At 44.1% G+C, this 16,964-nt stretch carries 15 protein-coding genes; 7 read left to right on the top strand and 8 right to left on the bottom strand.

Annotation, left to right across the window (positions count from 1 at the left end):
• Positions 1–38 precede the first annotated feature (38 nt).
• From MZO41_RS11125 to MZO41_RS11115, 3 genes are all read left to right on the top strand, one after another.
• Entirely contained in the window at positions 39–1,328 is a 1,290-nt protein-coding gene (locus MZO41_RS11125; RefSeq protein WP_003643473.1) for an adenylosuccinate synthase, read from the top strand.
• 48 nt (positions 1,329–1,376) lie between these two features.
• Positions 1,377–2,348: a GMP reductase gene (locus MZO41_RS11120; protein WP_024272289.1), complete on the top strand. Its 972-nt coding sequence runs from the start codon at positions 1,377–1,379 to the stop codon at positions 2,346–2,348.
• A 154-nt stretch (positions 2,349–2,502) separates the two neighbouring features.
• Positions 2,503–3,288: a tyrosine-protein phosphatase gene (locus MZO41_RS11115; RefSeq protein ID WP_003642493.1), complete on the top strand. Its 786-nt coding sequence runs from the start codon at positions 2,503–2,505 to the stop codon at positions 3,286–3,288.
• A 79-nt stretch (positions 3,289–3,367) separates the two neighbouring features.
• Here the strand turns inward: MZO41_RS11115 and cls are convergent, their stop codons facing one another.
• Positions 3,368–4,816, bottom strand: a complete 1,449-nt coding sequence (gene cls, locus MZO41_RS11110; protein ID WP_015381020.1) for a cardiolipin synthase — start codon at positions 4,814–4,816, stop codon at positions 3,368–3,370.
• Positions 4,817–4,952: 136 nt separating this feature from the next.
• On the opposite strand from cls, the gene MZO41_RS11105 reads away from it, so the two are divergent.
• Entirely contained in the window at positions 4,953–5,102 is a 150-nt protein-coding gene (locus MZO41_RS11105; protein ID WP_003642495.1) for a hypothetical protein, read from the top strand.
• A gap of 313 nt (positions 5,103–5,415) precedes the next feature.
• On the opposite strand, the gene MZO41_RS11100 is transcribed toward MZO41_RS11105, so the two are convergent.
• Positions 5,416–5,898 carry a hypothetical protein gene (locus tag MZO41_RS11100; RefSeq protein WP_003642496.1) on the bottom strand — a complete coding sequence of 161 codons (483 nt, stop codon included), beginning with the start codon at positions 5,896–5,898 and terminating at the stop codon, positions 5,416–5,418.
• A gap of 909 nt (positions 5,899–6,807) precedes the next feature.
• On the opposite strand from MZO41_RS11100, the gene bcaP reads away from it, so the two are divergent.
• Complete coding sequence (gene bcaP, locus MZO41_RS11095; protein WP_286208030.1) at positions 6,808–8,232, top strand: branched-chain amino acid transporter BcaP; 1,425 nt, start codon at positions 6,808–6,810, stop codon at positions 8,230–8,232.
• Between the two features lie 261 nt (positions 8,233–8,493).
• Entirely contained in the window at positions 8,494–10,536 is a 2,043-nt protein-coding gene (locus tag MZO41_RS11090) for a KUP/HAK/KT family potassium transporter (protein WP_252129682.1), read from the top strand.
• 72 nt (positions 10,537–10,608) lie between these two features.
• Here the strand turns inward: MZO41_RS11090 and MZO41_RS11085 are convergent, their stop codons facing one another.
• Positions 10,609–11,553 carry a cation diffusion facilitator family transporter gene (locus tag MZO41_RS11085; RefSeq protein WP_003642499.1) on the bottom strand — a complete coding sequence of 315 codons (945 nt, stop codon included), beginning with the start codon at positions 11,551–11,553 and terminating at the stop codon, positions 10,609–10,611.
• A 328-nt stretch (positions 11,554–11,881) separates the two neighbouring features.
• Positions 11,882–12,928 (bottom strand): AI-2E family transporter, encoded by a 1,047-nt coding sequence (locus MZO41_RS11080; RefSeq protein WP_003643477.1) that lies wholly within the window; start codon positions 12,926–12,928, stop codon positions 11,882–11,884.
• A gap of 461 nt (positions 12,929–13,389) precedes the next feature.
• On the opposite strand from MZO41_RS11080, the gene MZO41_RS11075 reads away from it, so the two are divergent.
• Positions 13,390–14,508, top strand: a complete 1,119-nt coding sequence (locus MZO41_RS11075) for a vitamin B12 independent methionine synthase (protein ID WP_003642502.1) — start codon at positions 13,390–13,392, stop codon at positions 14,506–14,508.
• 87 nt (positions 14,509–14,595) lie between these two features.
• Here MZO41_RS11075 and MZO41_RS11070 read toward each other — a convergent pair whose 3' ends face one another.
• The 4 genes from MZO41_RS11070 to MZO41_RS11055 form a co-directional block, all read right to left on the bottom strand.
• The gene (locus tag MZO41_RS11070; RefSeq protein WP_003643479.1) at positions 14,596–14,979 is read right to left on the bottom strand and encodes a DMT family transporter; all 384 of its coding nucleotides are present in this window, start codon (positions 14,977–14,979) and stop codon (positions 14,596–14,598) included.
• 14 nt (positions 14,980–14,993) lie between these two features.
• Entirely contained in the window at positions 14,994–15,302 is a 309-nt protein-coding gene (locus MZO41_RS11065) for a DMT family transporter (RefSeq protein ID WP_003642504.1), read from the bottom strand.
• 351 nt (positions 15,303–15,653) lie between these two features.
• Positions 15,654–16,292: a PAQR family membrane homeostasis protein TrhA gene (gene trhA, locus MZO41_RS11060; protein WP_003642505.1), complete on the bottom strand. Its 639-nt coding sequence runs from the start codon at positions 16,290–16,292 to the stop codon at positions 15,654–15,656.
• A gap of 276 nt (positions 16,293–16,568) precedes the next feature.
• Complete coding sequence (locus tag MZO41_RS11055) at positions 16,569–16,913, bottom strand: ArsR/SmtB family transcription factor (protein WP_003643481.1); 345 nt, start codon at positions 16,911–16,913, stop codon at positions 16,569–16,571.
• Positions 16,914–16,964: the final 51 nt, after the last annotated feature.

Below are 16,964 nucleotides of genomic sequence, written 5' to 3'. Positions count from 1 at the left end.
ATTATTCATAATTAAACTATTTAATGAGGTGGAAGAATATGGCATCAGTCGTAGTAGTAGGTAGCCAGTGGGGCGATGAAGGTAAAGGAAAGATCACGGACTTTTTGAGTCAGGAAGCAGATGTGGTATCACGTTACCAAGGCGGCGATAACGCCGGCCACACCATCGTATTTAATGGGCAAACTTTCAAATTACGGCTGATTCCATCAGGGATTTTCTTCCATGATAAGTTAGCTGTCATTGGGAACGGCGTGGTCTTAAATCCCAAGTCATTAGTTGAAGAATTACAATACTTGCGGGACAAGGGCGTTAATCCTGACAACCTTAGAATCTCTAACCGTGCACACGTCATCTTGCCTTACCACATCACATTAGATGGCGCTCAAGAAAAAGCTAAAGCCGGTGGCAAGATTGGGACGACTAATAAGGGAATCGGCCCAGCCTACATGGATAAGGCTGAACGAATTGGGATTCGCGTAGCCGACCTGCTTGATAAGGACACCTTTGCGGCGTTACTCAAGCGCAACTTAGCTGAAAAGAACCAAATTATTACCAAGCTTTATGACTTAGAACCACTGAAATTTGAAGATATTTTTGATGACTATTACGCTTATGGTCAAACTTTGAAACCATTCGTCACCGATACTTCCGTTGTCATTAATGATGCGTTAGATAACGGTCAACGCGTCCTATTTGAAGGTGCTCAGGGAGTCATGCTGGATATTGACCAAGGGACTTACCCTTACGTTACTTCATCTAACCCAGTTGCCGGTGGTGTTACTATTGGGAGCGGTGTTGGCCCATCTAAAATCGATAACTGTGTTGGGGTCTTAAAAGCCTACACTTCCCGCGTCGGTGACGGCCCATTCCCAACTGAACTCTTTGACGAAGTCGGTGATTTCATTCGTGAAACGGCCCATGAATATGGGACCGTTACTAAACGTCCTCGGCGGATTGGTTGGTTCGATAGCGTTGTATTACGGCATGCTAAACGAGTTTCTGGGTTTACTCATCTTAGTTTGAACTGCTTAGACGTCTTGACGGGCTTAAAGACCATCAAGGTATGTACCGCTTATGACTTAAACGGCGAAACCATCTATCACTACCCTGCTAGTCTGAAGGAATTAGAAGCTTGCAAACCTATCTATGAAGAACTTCCTGGCTGGGACGAAGACATTACTGGCGTTAAAACCTTTGAGGAACTGCCAACTAATGCACAGAACTACTTGCGTAAATTAGAAGAACTCGTCGGCGTTAAAATTGCTACCTTCTCTGTTGGTCCCGATCGCGAACAAACTAACGTTATCGATCACAACATTTGGGGCTAATTGAACGTGACACCGTGAATTAACTTAAAGGAGTTTTGCATCATGGGCATGGAGATTTTTGATTACGAAGATATTCAACTAATTCCGAACAAGTGTGTCATTAATAGTCGTTCGGAAGCCGATACGACCGTAGAATTGGGTGGCCGTCGTTTTAAGATTCCAGTGGTGCCTGCCAATATGGCAACCGTCATCAACGACGAGATTGCCAAGTGGCTCGCCACTAACGACTACTTCTACATTATGCACCGCTTCGCCCCCGAGACCCGCCGTGCTTTTATTGAAACGATGCATGCCGCGCAACTGTACGCATCTATTTCGGTCGGTGTTAAGTCCAGCGAGTATGACTTTATCGACGACCTGGCTACTAATCAAATCGTGCCAGAATATATCACGATTGATATCGCACATGGTCATGCTGACAGTGTCATTGCGATGATCAAGCACATCAAAGACGTCCTTCCGGATAGTTTTGTAATTGCCGGAAATGTGGCCACACCAGCCGCCGTTCGCGACCTTGAAAATGCTGGTGCCGATGCAACTAAGGTTGGCGTTGGCCCGGGTAAGGCCTGCATTACTAAAGTCAAAACGGGCTTTGGTACTGGCGGCTGGCAATTAGCTGCTGTCCGGTGGTGTGCTAAGGCCGCTCGCAAACCAATCATCGCAGACGGTGGTGTCCGGACCAATGGTGACATCGCCAAGTCGATTCGGTTCGGCGCTACGATGGTCATGATTGGCTCAATGTTGGCCGGACACCAAGAATCACCCGGCAACATTTTAAAAATCGATGGTAAGACTTATAAGCAATACTACGGTTCCGCCAGTGAAACTCAAAAAGGCGAACATAAAAACGTTGAGGGTAAACAAATGCTGGTTCCTTACCGGGGCCGCTTAGTTGACACCTTAAACGAGATGCAAGAAGACTTACAATCATCCATCTCATATGCCGGTGGCCGGGATTTAAAGGCCATTACTAAGTGCGACTATGTGGTAGTTAAAAATTCGATTTACAACGGGGACTAATTAAGTCTCACTAATACCTAAAAAAACTTGTCAGCCAATTCTGGTCTGACAGTTTTTTTAGTATCCAATTCTAATTTTTGCACCCACTTTACCCTGACACCGGAAATGAAAGCGGTTATAATAAAGCTAAATCACTAATCGAGGTAATCAGACTATGGAACACAATCGGGTCTTACGACTAGAACACGGCATCAACTTCCGAGAACTGGGGGGTTATGAGAACACCGCTGGTCAGACAATCAAGTGGCAAAAACTGCTGCGTTGCGGTGGCATGTCACTACTCACTAACCGCGATCTCACCTACTTGGATAACTACGGACTCCGTTATGATATCGATCTGCGCCAAGCCAATGAAGCTGAGATGTCTCCAGACCGTTATCCCAAGAATACTAAGTATATTAATACGTCTGTCTATCCGTTCACTGACAATCGTCGCTTTGATCGCCGTTTAAAACGGCTCATCAAGCGAATGGTCGTCGATGATTCCTTCAACGCACAAACATATGCGCAAATGGTTACGGATAGTCATGCCGTGAAAGTCTGGCAAAATTTATTTGCGACCCTCCTCACCAACGACCAGCCCGACCAATCGGTACTCTTTCACTGTGCTGCTGGTAAAGACCGAACGGGGGTCGCGGGTGCGCTCATTATGACGGCCCTAGACGTCCCCCGTGAAACGATTATGCAGGACTACCTGCTCACTAACGCCGTCTTCATGGCCGCAGACAGTATGGATACCGCTACGATTATTACCAAGGCCAATGCTGGTGACCTAGCTAGCCAATTCAACGTTGCCATGGCTGTTGAAGCCGACAATATGAAGATGGTCTTTCGGGTTTTCGACGACCTCTACGGCAATGGTATTGGTTATTTACGAGAAGTGCTTGGGTTATCCGTAGCGGATATTAATAATTTGCGCCAATTGTACTTGAACGACTAAGGAACACTAAAAAAACTGGTTTTGAAAGTCAATAACTTTCCAAAATCAGTTTTTTTGCATCATCTATTCAATTGTTTAATTATAAAATTGGTGATAACAACCGTGAAAATGTCTGCTTGAACTTCAACCAGAATGATTGATTTTTAAAGTCTTGAACGGTAATCAAACTACTGATTTTTTGATCTTCTAAGAAAATCCGTTCCAATTCTTGTGCTAAATCAGCATCATATAAAAAGGCGTTCACTTCAAAGTTGAGCTTAAAGCTCCGGAAGTCCATATTAGCTGAGCCCACTGACGCCACCTGACCATCAATCACGATGGTCTTGGCATGAATAAAACCATTATTATAATAATAGATTTTTACACCAGCATCTGCCAGCTCCCGGGCATAGTACTGAGTTGCCCGGTAAACAAAGGCATGATCAGGTTTGTCCGGCACCATAATGCGGACGTCAACCCCTGACATCGCAGCGATTTTAATCGCATCTAATACGGAATCGTCCGGAATTAGGTATGGCGACTGAATCCATAAACGGTGTTGAGCTGTCATAATCATTTTAATATAACCCAATTTAATCTGTTGTGCATCACTGTCCGGGCCACTGGAGACGATCTGTAATGAAGTATTCCCTTTAACGCGAATGACTGGGAACATATTAACGTCTGGCACGATTCGATGTTCCGCATCGGTGGCGTTCCAATCACGAATGAAACGTTCCTGCAATTCAAAAACTCCTGAACCGACGATCCGCAAATGGGTATCACGCCAGTAACCAAACTTCTTACTACGACCAAGGTACTGGTCACCAACGTTAAAACCACCGACGTAGCCGACCCGGCCATCCGTTACCACGATCTTACGGTGATCACGGAAGTTGAGACGGAAGTCCAAAATCGCTGAATGAGCACCCAAGAACGGTCGGGCATGCCCACCAAGTTCTTCTAAATGCTTAAAGAAGCTGCGGAACGTGCCCATCGACCCCCACGGATCGTACAAGACACGAACGTCGACGCCTTGGGCTGCTTTCCGCTCTAAAAGGTGTAATAATTCATTTCCAATCTGGTCATTATAAAATGTGTAATATTCAATATGAATATGATTCTTAGCTGCTTCAATATCTTGGAACATCGCATGGAACTTCTCATGTCCATCCGTATAAATCTTGACCCGGTTTTTACGGCTTAGTAACGCGCCATCGGAATTCAAGAATAAACTGACCATCCCACGAACCGAACTAGTGACCGCATCTGCGGGCATCAATTCCGTTCCCAGGGCTTCACGTTGCCGCTGAATCATCTGTTCGAGTCTAATTTGCGTCTCTTTACGTAACCGAAATAACCGGTTTTTTGGTAACTTACGACCGACAAAAGCGTACGCGATAAACCCAATAATCGGCAACCAAATCAACACGAGTAGCCAAGCCCAAGTGGCCGCGATGTCCCGATTACGATCCCGGAACACGGTAACGAACGCCGCGGCCGCGTTTAAAACGATAATTGTATAGAAAATTGGCTGAATATATTGCAATGGAGGCACCCACCTAATTTATTAATGATGGTTTTATTTTACCGCAGATAGTAGTGAGATAATAATCTTTTGCGAATATAATTTTTGCATTTAATCATTAAATAGCTAATAATTATGCTTAAGGAGGGCGCGTTCAATGCTTGCAATGCTTGGAATTCACGGCCTCGGCCCCATTCGCATGTTTCACTTAACCGAACACATTGCGGGTCCGCGAGCGGCCGTTGGTATTTTACTAATTATTATTTTATTAGCGGTCGTCTACCGTTACTATCGACGACATCGTTAATAAATCAAATCTTTGAAGCAGCTGGTGAAGTCTCCCAGCTGTTTTTTTGTGGGTCATTATCTTACGGATCGGTTTATTCAATCATTGCAGTATACCTCTGCTACCACTGGAGAAACTCATAACAAATATTTTTGACCAAGTTAAATCCTCAAATAAAAAAGTTGCGTTGATTAGACAATCAACACAACTCGATTCGACCACCCCTTCTGAACATCTGTTGTATGGCCTGATTGAGTTAACGCATTACCTACCCCATTTTTCAATGTAGGCCGATAGTAAACTAAATCATTGGAACCACCTGGTTAATGGCTTTTTATGAAATCGTTAGTTCACACAAAGACTTGTCGCTTAAAGCTTGGACGTAATTCGAACGTCCCGTTGCGCTGAGTTTTTGATTGGTATCGAGATAGATTTCACCCGTCCAATGCTTTATTTTTTTAGTCGGCGGTCTAACGATTACGCGATAGACGATGGGGCAATTTTTCAGGGTCATATTTTTTGATGACTGATGCAAAAACTTTTTGTATTTCTTACTTTCCGCTAATGTTTGGCTGGTTGCAAATGTGTATTCATACCAAATAATGCCGCTAAAAGGGCCGGATTCTTCCTTGATTATTGTGTTTCTCGAGACACGCACGTCATAAGGACTGCTTTTTAATATTGTTGTTAGTACAGTCCTCGCTTGATTTAACTCAATACGATTTTTAACGTACCCGTATAAACAGAAGCTACTAATAAGGATAATTGCAAAAAGCACGTAATGTGTAACGGTCTTTGCTTTAAGAAATGACGACATGACTAATGCCTCCCAACTTTATTATCTGGAAATAGTCTGGCAATGCTTTATACATTATGAATGCAGACGTACTAGTATCAATACTTTTATTACCAACACCAAACCAATCAGCTTGCTATCCCCTTTTTTGATTCAAGATCTGCCAGTCATTGCAATCACTAGCTTCGATACCAGCAACAATCAGCAGACCCAGTAGTCCACTAATTTCAAGTGGCCTTTAATATTGGTCAGGCCTTGATTTGCGTTCTCCTTTTGAATATAGCAAACGCCAAACCCATTGTCACCAACTAATGAATATCATTCGTATTTGTTAATTTTAGAATTGCAATCAAGTTTGTATTTGGAATAATAAAATTTATGCAAATGTGGTCAATAAATGTTGATATTGGAAGGTCGAGACGAGTCACATCAGTTTCCCGTAGGCCGTTTTACCTGCAAGAAAATTAATTATCCAATTTGATTCATCAAAATACTTTAAGGATAATCATAATCCCATTTTATTCATATAATCGATATCAATAAAAAAGGGTTCCAATAAGCCGCTCACTCTCTCCAGTTCTTCAGGTTGCATCAATCAAGTGGCGATTTAGTGAGCCAAAACCATATTTTCTAAGGTCCTTCAATAATCCCCACTAACAATCGCAATCACAAGGTAAGTTAACCTTCAGAAAAACAATCCCCGCCATGTTCGCTATATCACCCTATTAATAGGCGTTGAATACCGTAGCTAATTAATCACGATTAGTCAGACAATCAATAAGAAGTCGCAGGATGTCGCGCGATTGCGTCCAATTATTTGGCTTTTAGTCACTATAGCCCATCAGAATATTTATTTTGGTCGGATTGACCATCGTAACTTTGTCAAAACCGATTAAACTAAAGCTATCACATCGAAATGGGGCGATGATTATGGATTTATCACACACGCGGTTACTCCGCAAAAAAGATATCAATGCAATGTTAGCCACTTATCACAGTCCGCTCAAAAAGGAACTTAAAACATTTGACCTAACGATGCTGGGAATTGGGGCCATCATCGGGACCGGGATCTTCGTTTTAACTGGTACGGGGGCCTTGACGGCGGGTCCCGGCCTAATGATCTCATTCGTCTTAGCTGCAATTGCTTGCCTGTTTGCTTCACTCTGCTACGCTGAATTCGCTGCGATGGTGCCTGAAAGTGGGTCAGCGTACACCTATGCCTACACAACCCTCGGCGAAATTGTTGCATTCATTATCGGCTGGGACTTGATGTTAGAATACCTTTTCGCTGTCTCAACCGTTTCAGCGGGCTGGTCAGGCTACTTTCAATCATTCTTGGCGGGCTTCGGCCTCAAACTGCCCGCTGCTTTGTCGGCAGCTGCAGGTTCCGTCCCTGGTGTGACCAGCTATTTTAATCTGCCGGCCTTCACCATTATTATCCTGATTACCACTTTATTGTCTCTCGGGGTCAAAGAAACTAAACGCGTCAATAACGTCATGGTAGTGATTAAATTAGCCGTTGTTCTTTTATTCATCTTTACCGCGGTGCGCTTCATCAAACCGGCAAACTGGAGTCCGTTATTACCATTTGGCTTCAAAGGGGTCTTCGGCGCAGCCTCTAGCGTTTTCTTCGCCTTCATCGGTTTTGACGCCATTTCATCCAGCGTTGAAGAAACATTGGAACCATCCAAAACACTCCCACGTTCCATGTTACTGTCTCTTGGTATCTGTACCATTCTCTACGTGGCTGTATCAGCCATCATGACTGGCGTGGTCCCATTTGAAACGTTTGCCAAGTACATTGATCATCCGATCTCGGCCGTTCTTATTTACTCCGGTCAAAATTGGATGGCCGGAATCATTGACCTTGGCGCGATTCTTGGTATGACCACTGTAATGTTAGTCTGTCTCTACGGTCAAACTCGGATTTCCTTCTCCATGTCGCGGGATGGATTACTCCCCCATGTCTTTAGCGATATTAGCGCCAAGACCGGTGCACCACTTAAATCAACCGTCTTGTTTGGGTCGATTGCCGCAATCATGGGTGGCTTGATTCCATTAGCTGACTTAGCTGAACTGGTGAATATCGGTACTTTGACTGCCTTTACCCTAGTTTCCTTCTCCATCTTACGGTTACGTAAAACACAACCAGATCTTCGGCGTCCCTTCAAAACGCCATGGGTCCCGTTTGTACCAATCATGTCAATCACCTGTTGTGTCTTCCTACTAATCAACCTGAAGCCTGTCACTTGGATTCGCTTCGTGGTATGGTTAGCCATCGGTATGGTCGTTTACTTTGGCTATTCCGTTAAACACTCCCAGTTGAAGACGAATACAGCCACTGATGAGAAATAATTGACTAGACTAATAAATTCAAAACTAATGGGTCGCTTCATTTCAGCGTTATCAACTGGAATGAAACGGCCCATTTTTTATCCTCTAAATACGAACAACCGGATTACTTATTGTACTCAACTTGAAGTAAAGTTCACCTAACGAAACGTAAGTTGAAACTTGTTAACATGAGCAAATTTTTAGTTTGTCTGGTTAACCCCTTTTGAAAAAAGCTAGTATAGTATGAGTCACAGTTCTAATTGAAGTGGGGGTCAATAATTCATGCGTAAGCAACGGATTCAGGAACGTTCATTGATTGGCATGTTAATCACATTAGGCGTCGTGTACGGGGACATCGGAACGTCACCGCTATACGTTATGAACGCCCTGATCAATGACGCGGGGCAACTTAAGAATGCAACACCTGATTATGTTATCGGCAGTGTTTCATTAATCTTTTGGACGTTGATGCTCATTACAACGGTAAAGTACGTCCTGATTGCTTTACGCGCTGATAATCATCATGAAGGTGGCATTTTCGCCCTGTATGCGCTGGTTCGTCACCGGGCCAAATGGTTAATTTTCGTCGCGTTGATTGGTGGCGCCGCTTTGTTAGCAGATGGCACCCTAACACCTGCTGTGACAGTCACATCAGCAGTTGAAGGCTTAAAGGGATTACCCAAACTGGGGGCTTTTTCCCAGTACCCGTGGCTCGTGCCTCTAACCGTTACGGTTATTTTACTGGTTCTCTTTATGATTCAAGGGTTTGGTACTGCCGTCGTTGGCCGGCCATTCGGTCCCATGATGTTGCTCTGGTTCACCGTCATCGGCATCTTCGGTCTGATCAACATCAGTCAGGCACCCGTCATTCTCAAAGCTTTCTCACCCGTTTACGCCGTACAAGTCTTATTCAATCCGGCTAATAAAATGGGAATTTTCATTCTTGGTAGTGTCTTCCTTGCAACGACCGGGGCTGAAGCGCTGTATTCTGATATGGGTCACGTTGGTAAAGCCAACATCGACGCCACTTGGCCGTTCGTATACACGACTTTGATTCTCAATTATCTTGGTCAGGGCGCGTGGATGTTAACCCATTATCAGGATGCGGCATGGCGCAATGCCACCAATGTCAATCCCTTCTATGCCATGGTTCCTGCGGGCGGTCAAATTGCAATGATTATCTTAGCCACGGCCGCAGCCATCATTGCGTCACAGGCCTTGATCACGGGCTCTTATACCTTAGTTGACGAAGCAGTCGGTTTAAAGTTCTTACCACGTATGATTATCAAGCACCCCAGTAACGTTCGGAGCCAGATTTATATTGGTGCGATCAACTGGCTGTTATGTCTGGTCACCTTAGGAATCGTTTGGCTATTTCAAACTTCAGCTCACATGGAAGCGGCGTATGGTTTAGCCATCACCTTAACAATGTTGATGACGACCATCCTGCTTAGCCAGTGGATTCACATGAAGGGCCACCGGGCGCTGGCGCTAGCTTTATTATTCGGCTTTGGCGCACTGGAGACCGTCTTTCTAACGGCTAGTCTGACCAAGTTTATTCACGGTGGCTATTTGACCTTGGGGCTGACCCTCGTCATTTTCTTGATTATGGTCGTTTGGTTCTTTGGTAATCGCCGGCGTTTGCGTTACAACCAGGCAAATGAACAGATTAGTCTGCTAGATTATCGTAATCAACTGATCCAGCTAAGCCACGATGATCACCTGCCAGTATTTGCAACGAACTTAGTCTACTTGGCTAAGGTCGACCATCAACACCGGGTTAAACGGTCAATTCTGTACTCGATTTTAGATAAGCGGCCTAAACGCGCTAAGGTTTACTGGTTTATTACCATTAATGAAACCAACCGACCTTATGATTGTAGTTACAGCATTGACATGCTAGGCACTCGAAATATCGTGGAAGTTCAACTCAACTTAGGTTTCCGTAAATCACAGCACATTAATTTATATTTGCGCCAAATTGTCACGAACTTAATTGCAGATCACAGCATCGATCCCCAATATTCCCGTTACGGAATCACACAACCTCGTCAAGTTGGCGATTTTAAATTTGTCGTTCAGAATCAGCAGATCATGGACCTTGCTAGCAACCCAACTATGGGCCAGTTCGATCGACTACTAATTGGTGGTCGCGTTCTACTACAAAACATCACCCCATCTCCTGCTATCTGGTACGGCTTAGCGTTTAGCGATGTCTTGGAAGAGACGATTCCTTTGTTCACGAAACCAGCAACAGACGCCACACTAACGAATTTGACGGTCCACCATGCCCGCACGCCGCAACGGAATTCGCGCCAACCATAAATAAAAGACTAGTTTCAAGGAATTCAACCTTGAAACTAGTCTTTTATTATTAAAATCTATCAGTCAACACACTTATGTTTGCGGCATAAACATTACCTTAGTGTCAATAATGCCATACTGATTTCGCATCACTTGCTCGATTCTTTCACTGAGCTGAAAGCTGGCTGCCACTGTCATTCGTGGTGACACTGCTATAACCAGCGACAAGGCCACTAAGCTCCCAGAATACTGGACATCAATTGCATTGACCTGATTCACACCATCAATTTGTTGAATCGTATTAATATAATTTTTTTCAACTTGTGGATCACTGTAATTAATTAGCTGCAACCCACTGTCCCGAAAAATTTGTAACCCAGCGGCAAAAATAAAGAATCCAATCACGATACTCGCAACACTATCTAACCAAGCAAATTTGAATAGTAAGACCCCACTTAATGAGATTAAAGTGCCAATGCTCGTTAACGCATCACTAAGACTATCCTTTGCCGCAGCCAATAGCGTCGAATTATCTAATTGTTGCCCACCGCGACGATTAAAGTACCAGACGACTAACATAACGATGCTCGCGATTGCAGCTCCCCAAACAGTTACACCGCTCACTGCTTGAACGGTGTGTGATTTAAACAAATTACTAACACCACTCACAATAACTTGTACCGCCATAACTAACATAATGACCCCACTCATTAACGTGAATAAGTCTTGTAAACGAAATCGCATCAATCGATTGCGACGTTCGGCCTCCCAGCCGTCCAAAGCGGTCACTTTACTTTGATGTGATTGATGATTATGAATGCCACCCCAGATACCAAGCGATAACAACCCCGATGAAACAATACCCGCAAAATTATTAAACGCATCCGCGTGCAAAGATTGCGAATGACCAATCGTTGCAAGCACTAGTTCGATTACAAATAGACTTAAATATGCTATCGCATTGCCCAACAAATGCCACAACGCACCTTGCATTCGCTTAATTTGGTCAGCTTCAATTTCTTGCCAGCCATCTAACACGGGATGTTGATTATTTGATTGATTAATCGTAATCGCCCCCTCCTAAACAGATTCCAACCGCTCACTCTAACACTTAGTCGAAATAAGTCAACCTTATACCACCTAGAACGCTGATAGCTTAACACTAACAGTCTGACTTGTAATTGTCACTATCAGCATCTTTAAGCAGTAATTAATTAAAGCTGGCACCTTCGAAAGTAATCCACTTCGAAGATACCAGCTTACAATTATCTTTGATAACCTTTACGCGCAGTCACAAGCTACTGTTCATATAAATCACCCGACCCCATACAAAGTCTGCTACCGGTAAAGTACAGTTACAATCACACTAAGGTTCACGTTTCGCTATTTGAGACGTCACGCGTCGCGGCTCAGAATTCTGCACACCCAAAATGTCTAGGAAGAATGAAACAATTGGAATCCCAATGATCAAGCCCCAGGCCCCTAATAGACTTTCCATAATAATCAACGTAATAAAAGTGACAAAGACTGGTAAATCAGTCCGATCCGCCATTAGCCGTGGATGAAGGAAATAAGACTCGAAGGCGTGAATCAAAATAACCAACACGATGATCCAGACAACTCGAATCAAGCCACCCGACGCAAACCCCAGTAAGGTTAGCGGAATCATTGAAATCAACACGCCAGCCACCGGCACTAAGCCTAAGATAAAGACAATGATCGACAACACCATGATACTTGGCATCCCAATAATCATGAACCCAATCGTCATCAAAATCGTATTGATCGTACAAATCACCAGTTGCGTTTCAATAATCCGCCCCAGAATCATAACGAATTTATGCGTTAAATAGTAAACGTTCGTGAAGAACTTTTTAAACTTCGACTGCAAGAACTGGCGGCCAAAGACCATCATTCGTCCCCGCGAAACTGCAAAGATAAAACTCAAAAAGATTGCCATTAAGACGTGCGTAAAACCAGTCCCAACCTCACTCAGTCCTTTAATACCGGTGACGAGTAACGCCTTCCCGTTTTGAATCAATTCACTACTATGAATGGCTTGGTTGACCCATTTATCAATATTCTTATTCAATACCGGGTGATTGGTGATTGCTTTAGCCAGCATATCTGGAATGACCTTCAACTGATCGACCAGGGTAGGCGCCGCGTACGATAGCGCACCGATAAACAACGCAATCACGCCGACGTAGACCACAATGACGGCAATCCAATAAGGTAAGTGCGTTCGGAGGTTTAACCACCGACTAAGCTTAATGCCCAAATACGCAAAAATCGTCGTTAATAGAACAACTGTCGCAAACCCGCGCATTAAATAAATAATGATGATTAATAACGCCAACGTTAAGTACAAGTCAACGTCATCCCGCTTAAAAAACCGAATGATTCTATCCATAATTTGCCCCCAATCGCATGTTACTTGCATTATAGCATGACTATGGATTAATCCCGCCCACCGATTCCGGCCTTAAATTAAATTTGACATTTAAAATAATTACCAGTATGATAGGTGTCAATAATTAAAGAACGATTAAAAGATGAGTAATTGGTGTCGCTGTTCAGCGAGTATCGGGTTGGTGAAACGGTACCGGCACAACCAATGAAGATGGTCTTCTCCCTAGTTCGTTTTGGTGAGTGTCTGGTGAGCAACAAAGTAACCAGCATTAACTAAAGCCGGTTTAACAACCGTTACCCGCGTTAGCAATTGCCAATCATTTGGCAGCTGTATCGAGTAGACTAGTTCACTAGCCTAGAACTCAGGTGGTACCACGGCCCAACGTCGTCCTGAATAATGATTAATATTATTCAGGACGACGTTTTTTCGTTCCCAATAAAATTTAAGGAGTTTGATATTTAATGACAACTACAACTTTAACCGCCCCATTCCGTTTTGACGTCGTCGGCAGCCTACTGCGCCCCGCTAGTTTGAAAAAGGCCCATGAACAATTAGCCGCCGGTACCATTACGCGTGATCAAGAACTTGAAATCCAACACACTGAAATCAAACGAGTGGTCGCTGAACAAGTTAAACTCGGGCTCAAAGCCGTGACCGATGGCGAATTTTCACGCAGCTGGTGGCACTTAGATTTCCTTTGGGGCTTAACTGGTGTTGGCAAGTACGACTACCATCAAAGCTATAAGTTCAAGGGGGACCATACTCGAACGGATAACGCTGAACTTATTGGCAAAGTCGCGTATAATCCCGACCATCCGTTCTTTGCTGCCTTTGAATACTTACAATCAATCGTTCCCGCTGGCGTACTCGCTAAACAAACGATTCCATCACCAACTATGTTATTCCGTGATAATCGGAGTGACAATTGGACCAAATTCTATGACAGCTGGGATGCCTATTTAAATGATCTCGCCCAAGCTTATCACGATACCATTCAACATTTTTATGACCTTGGGTGTCGCTATATTCAGTTAGACGATACGACGTGGGCTTTCTTAATTAGCAAACTCAATGATCCCGAAGCTGACCACGCGGCCTACACTAAGTGGGCGACCGATGCCGTTAAAGTGATTAACGCAGCATTAGCTGACCTGCCAAGCGACTTGACCGTCACGACCCACATCTGCCGGGGTAACTTTAAATCCACGTACCTCTTCTCGGGCAGTTACGACGTGGTTGCACCCTACCTTGGCCAGCTTAACTATGATGGGCTGTTCTTGGAATATGATAACGAACGGGCGGGTGGCTTCGAAGCGTTAGACCAGATTTGGAACCATGATGACCACAAACGCATCGTATTAGGTCTGGTTACCTCTAAGTTTCCAGAATTGGAAAAGACCACTGTGATCAAAGAACGAGTTCAAGCTGCGACCACTAAGGTGCCATTGCGTAATCTAGCACTATCGACCCAATGTGGCTTTGCTTCAACTGAAGAAGGTAACCAGTTAACTGAGGCTCAACAGTGGGCCAAGTTGGCGTTAGTCATTGGTACGGCTAAGGAAGTCTGGTCAGAAGCCTAATTACAACAACTAAAAAAGATCGAGAATCAACCGGCGCATTTCAAGCGTAATCGCTTAAAACATCAGCCAGATTCTCGATCTTTTTAGTTACCGGTTAAACCGGGTCCGCCACCGTGCCAAGCGCGGCGTCGCAGTAGCCGGTTTAGTCGCCTTAGCAGGCATGTTCAATAGAATCACACCCGTAATAATCGCCATGAATCCCAACGTTTTCAATCCCGTCAAGATTTCGCCAAACGCCCAAATTCCAATCAGGCCGGTCGCAGCTGTGCCGACTCCGGCCCAGATTGCATAACCAACACTCAGTGGGATTTTGCTCAATGCCCGTGAGAAACTAAAAATCGCTAGGCCGTATAGTAACATGCCCACAATTCCAACCAAGGGGTACTTAAATCCAGCCGATAACTTCAACAAGCTGGTCCCCGCAATTTCAACGCCAATCGCAATAACTAATTGAATCCATGCACGCATCATCATTCCCCCTTGATTTAAATGTTCAGTAAAATCGCCCCGACTACGATTGCAATTAAGCCACTCAGACGTGAGAGACTGAGCCGTTCACGGTAAACGACGACCGCTAAAATAACGGTTGCAAACGTGCCCAGTCCAGCCCACATGGCATACGTCACCCCTAACGGCAGGCGTTGCATTGCAAGCGTTACAAGGACTAACGAACTAAAATATCCAACCAACACCATTATCGTTGGTATTAAGTTCCGAAAACCGTTTGCGCGCTTTAAGAAAAAGCTCCCTAAAACTTCCATGAAAATGCCACCAAATAATAACCCGTATGCCATCTTAATCACCTCACTAAAAATTTCGTTGTCCTACTATTCTACGGAAGTTTATTTAAAAAGGCAATCAAAAGATACGCCTGGCTGATTACAGTTTGATGACAAAAATAAATCGTATTCTAGACTATGCTACAGCGATCTAGCCATTTAATTTCAAAATTATTGTTAGCTGAGTGGCGATAACTCATTCAGCTTAACGAGCGTACGCAATGGTTACGATTCGAATACCGTCCAGTTGAAAAACTTTTCGCAATAAAATGTCAATAATCAGCATTTAAGACGTCATCCGCGACTCAAATCTCCCGCATCTAAAAAAAAAAGGACCAACTCAGCAGCTGGTCCCCACAGTCATCCTTAAATATAGAAATAAATTGAGAAAAACATCAACGTGGTTCCCACCATCACGAATAGGTGCCAAATAACGTGTAAATATTTAATCCGTGGGAAACTATATAGTAATGCACCTAAGGTAAACGCAACGCCCCCGGCAACTAATAACCAGAAGCCAGTGACACCTAAATGGTCCCATAACTGCCGACCACCGGCGAGGCACATCCACCCCATCAACACATAAATGACCGTTTCGACCTTTTTCAAACGTCCAGGCCAAACAGCATTAACCGTAATCCCAGCAATCGCTAAAATCCAAATCGTTAATAAGATCGTCCAGCCCAACCAACCCTTAATCGCCAGTAGACTGTACGGCGTGTATGTCCCAGCAATCAGCACGTACACGCCACTGTGATCGAAGATACGAAAAACTTCGCGGGCGCGCGTAAAGTATAATCCGTGAAATAACGTCGAACACGTATATAGTACAAACAACGAACAACCATATATAATAAACGCCGCCCATTCGAGGGGCTGACCATCCGCATATGCCTTGAGCATCAAAAAAACAAATGCAACGATACTTAAAATAATCCCAATCCCATGAGTCACTGAGTTGAGGACTTCATTTGTTATTTGATACTGTCGCGCCGACTGTGCCATGTTAATCACCTCATATTTATTATTGACACCAGCATACCATCACATAGTGTAAATATCAATACATCTAGTTTATAAAACTAGGTAATTAACAAAAACATAACTAGTTCAAAAAATGACACTGCGAAATTAACCATTTCGCGGTGTCATGCTAAGCACAATCTTATATTCAAGCTAATCGTGCGGTCCTCTAGGCCATGGATATCTATATCAGTGCCCACTACGAACCCACAGCGCTTACCACTCATCATAACTGATCAGTGGTTACACCTATTCAACCTAATTATCGGCTTCTTCAGCGTGAGCTGCGACCTGCTGAAAAATACTAATGATATGTTTATCGGCCAGCTGGTAGTGCACGTTACGCCCATTGCGCGTTCCCACAACTAATTTTAATTGTTTGAGGACCGTTAACTGATGAGACACATTCGACTGTGTCAGGGCTAATCCCGTCGCCAGTTCACCCACACTCAGCTTAGATACGGCCAACGCGTAGATAATCCGGGCACGCGTCGGATCACCAAGTGCCTTAAAGATTGCGGTGATCCGACTCAACTCATCAGTCGGCGGCATCAGTTCAGCCAACCGTTTGACGATCATTTCATGGTCCATTTCATTTTCCATCATAAACTCCAATTTCTAATTGAGATTGTCATGTAAGCGTGTTACAATACA

Source organism: Lactiplantibacillus sp. C232 (assembly GCF_023806725.1).
Lineage (GTDB): Bacteria > Bacillota > Bacilli > Lactobacillales > Lactobacillaceae > Lactiplantibacillus > Lactiplantibacillus plantarum.
Note: the sequence above shows the minus strand (reverse complement) of the source record. Positions and strands in the feature narration are given on the sequence as shown.

Coding starts and splice junctions, on each gene's coding strand:
- MZO41_RS11125 (WP_003643473.1), top strand. CDS start 39: ATGGCATCAGTCGTAGTAGTAGGTAGCCAGTGGGGCGATGAAGGTAAA.
- MZO41_RS11120 (WP_024272289.1), top strand. CDS start 1,377: ATGGAGATTTTTGATTACGAAGATATTCAACTAATTCCGAACAAGTGT.
- MZO41_RS11115 (WP_003642493.1), top strand. CDS start 2,503: ATGGAACACAATCGGGTCTTACGACTAGAACACGGCATCAACTTCCGA.
- MZO41_RS11105 (WP_003642495.1), top strand. CDS start 4,953: ATGCTTGCAATGCTTGGAATTCACGGCCTCGGCCCCATTCGCATGTTT.
- MZO41_RS11100 (WP_003642496.1), bottom strand. CDS start 5,898: ATGTCGTCATTTCTTAAAGCAAAGACCGTTACACATTACGTGCTTTTT.
- bcaP (WP_286208030.1), top strand. CDS start 6,808: ATGGATTTATCACACACGCGGTTACTCCGCAAAAAAGATATCAATGCA.
- MZO41_RS11090 (WP_252129682.1), top strand. CDS start 8,494: ATGCGTAAGCAACGGATTCAGGAACGTTCATTGATTGGCATGTTAATC.
- MZO41_RS11080 (WP_003643477.1), bottom strand. CDS start 12,928: ATGGATAGAATCATTCGGTTTTTTAAGCGGGATGACGTTGACTTGTAC.
- MZO41_RS11075 (WP_003642502.1), top strand. CDS start 13,390: ATGACAACTACAACTTTAACCGCCCCATTCCGTTTTGACGTCGTCGGC.
- MZO41_RS11070 (WP_003643479.1), bottom strand. CDS start 14,979: ATGATGCGTGCATGGATTCAATTAGTTATTGCGATTGGCGTTGAAATT.
- MZO41_RS11065 (WP_003642504.1), bottom strand. CDS start 15,302: ATGGCATACGGGTTATTATTTGGTGGCATTTTCATGGAAGTTTTAGGG.
- trhA (WP_003642505.1), bottom strand. CDS start 16,292: ATGGCACAGTCGGCGCGACAGTATCAAATAACAAATGAAGTCCTCAAC.
- MZO41_RS11055 (WP_003643481.1), bottom strand. CDS start 16,913: ATGGAAAATGAAATGGACCATGAAATGATCGTCAAACGGTTGGCTGAA.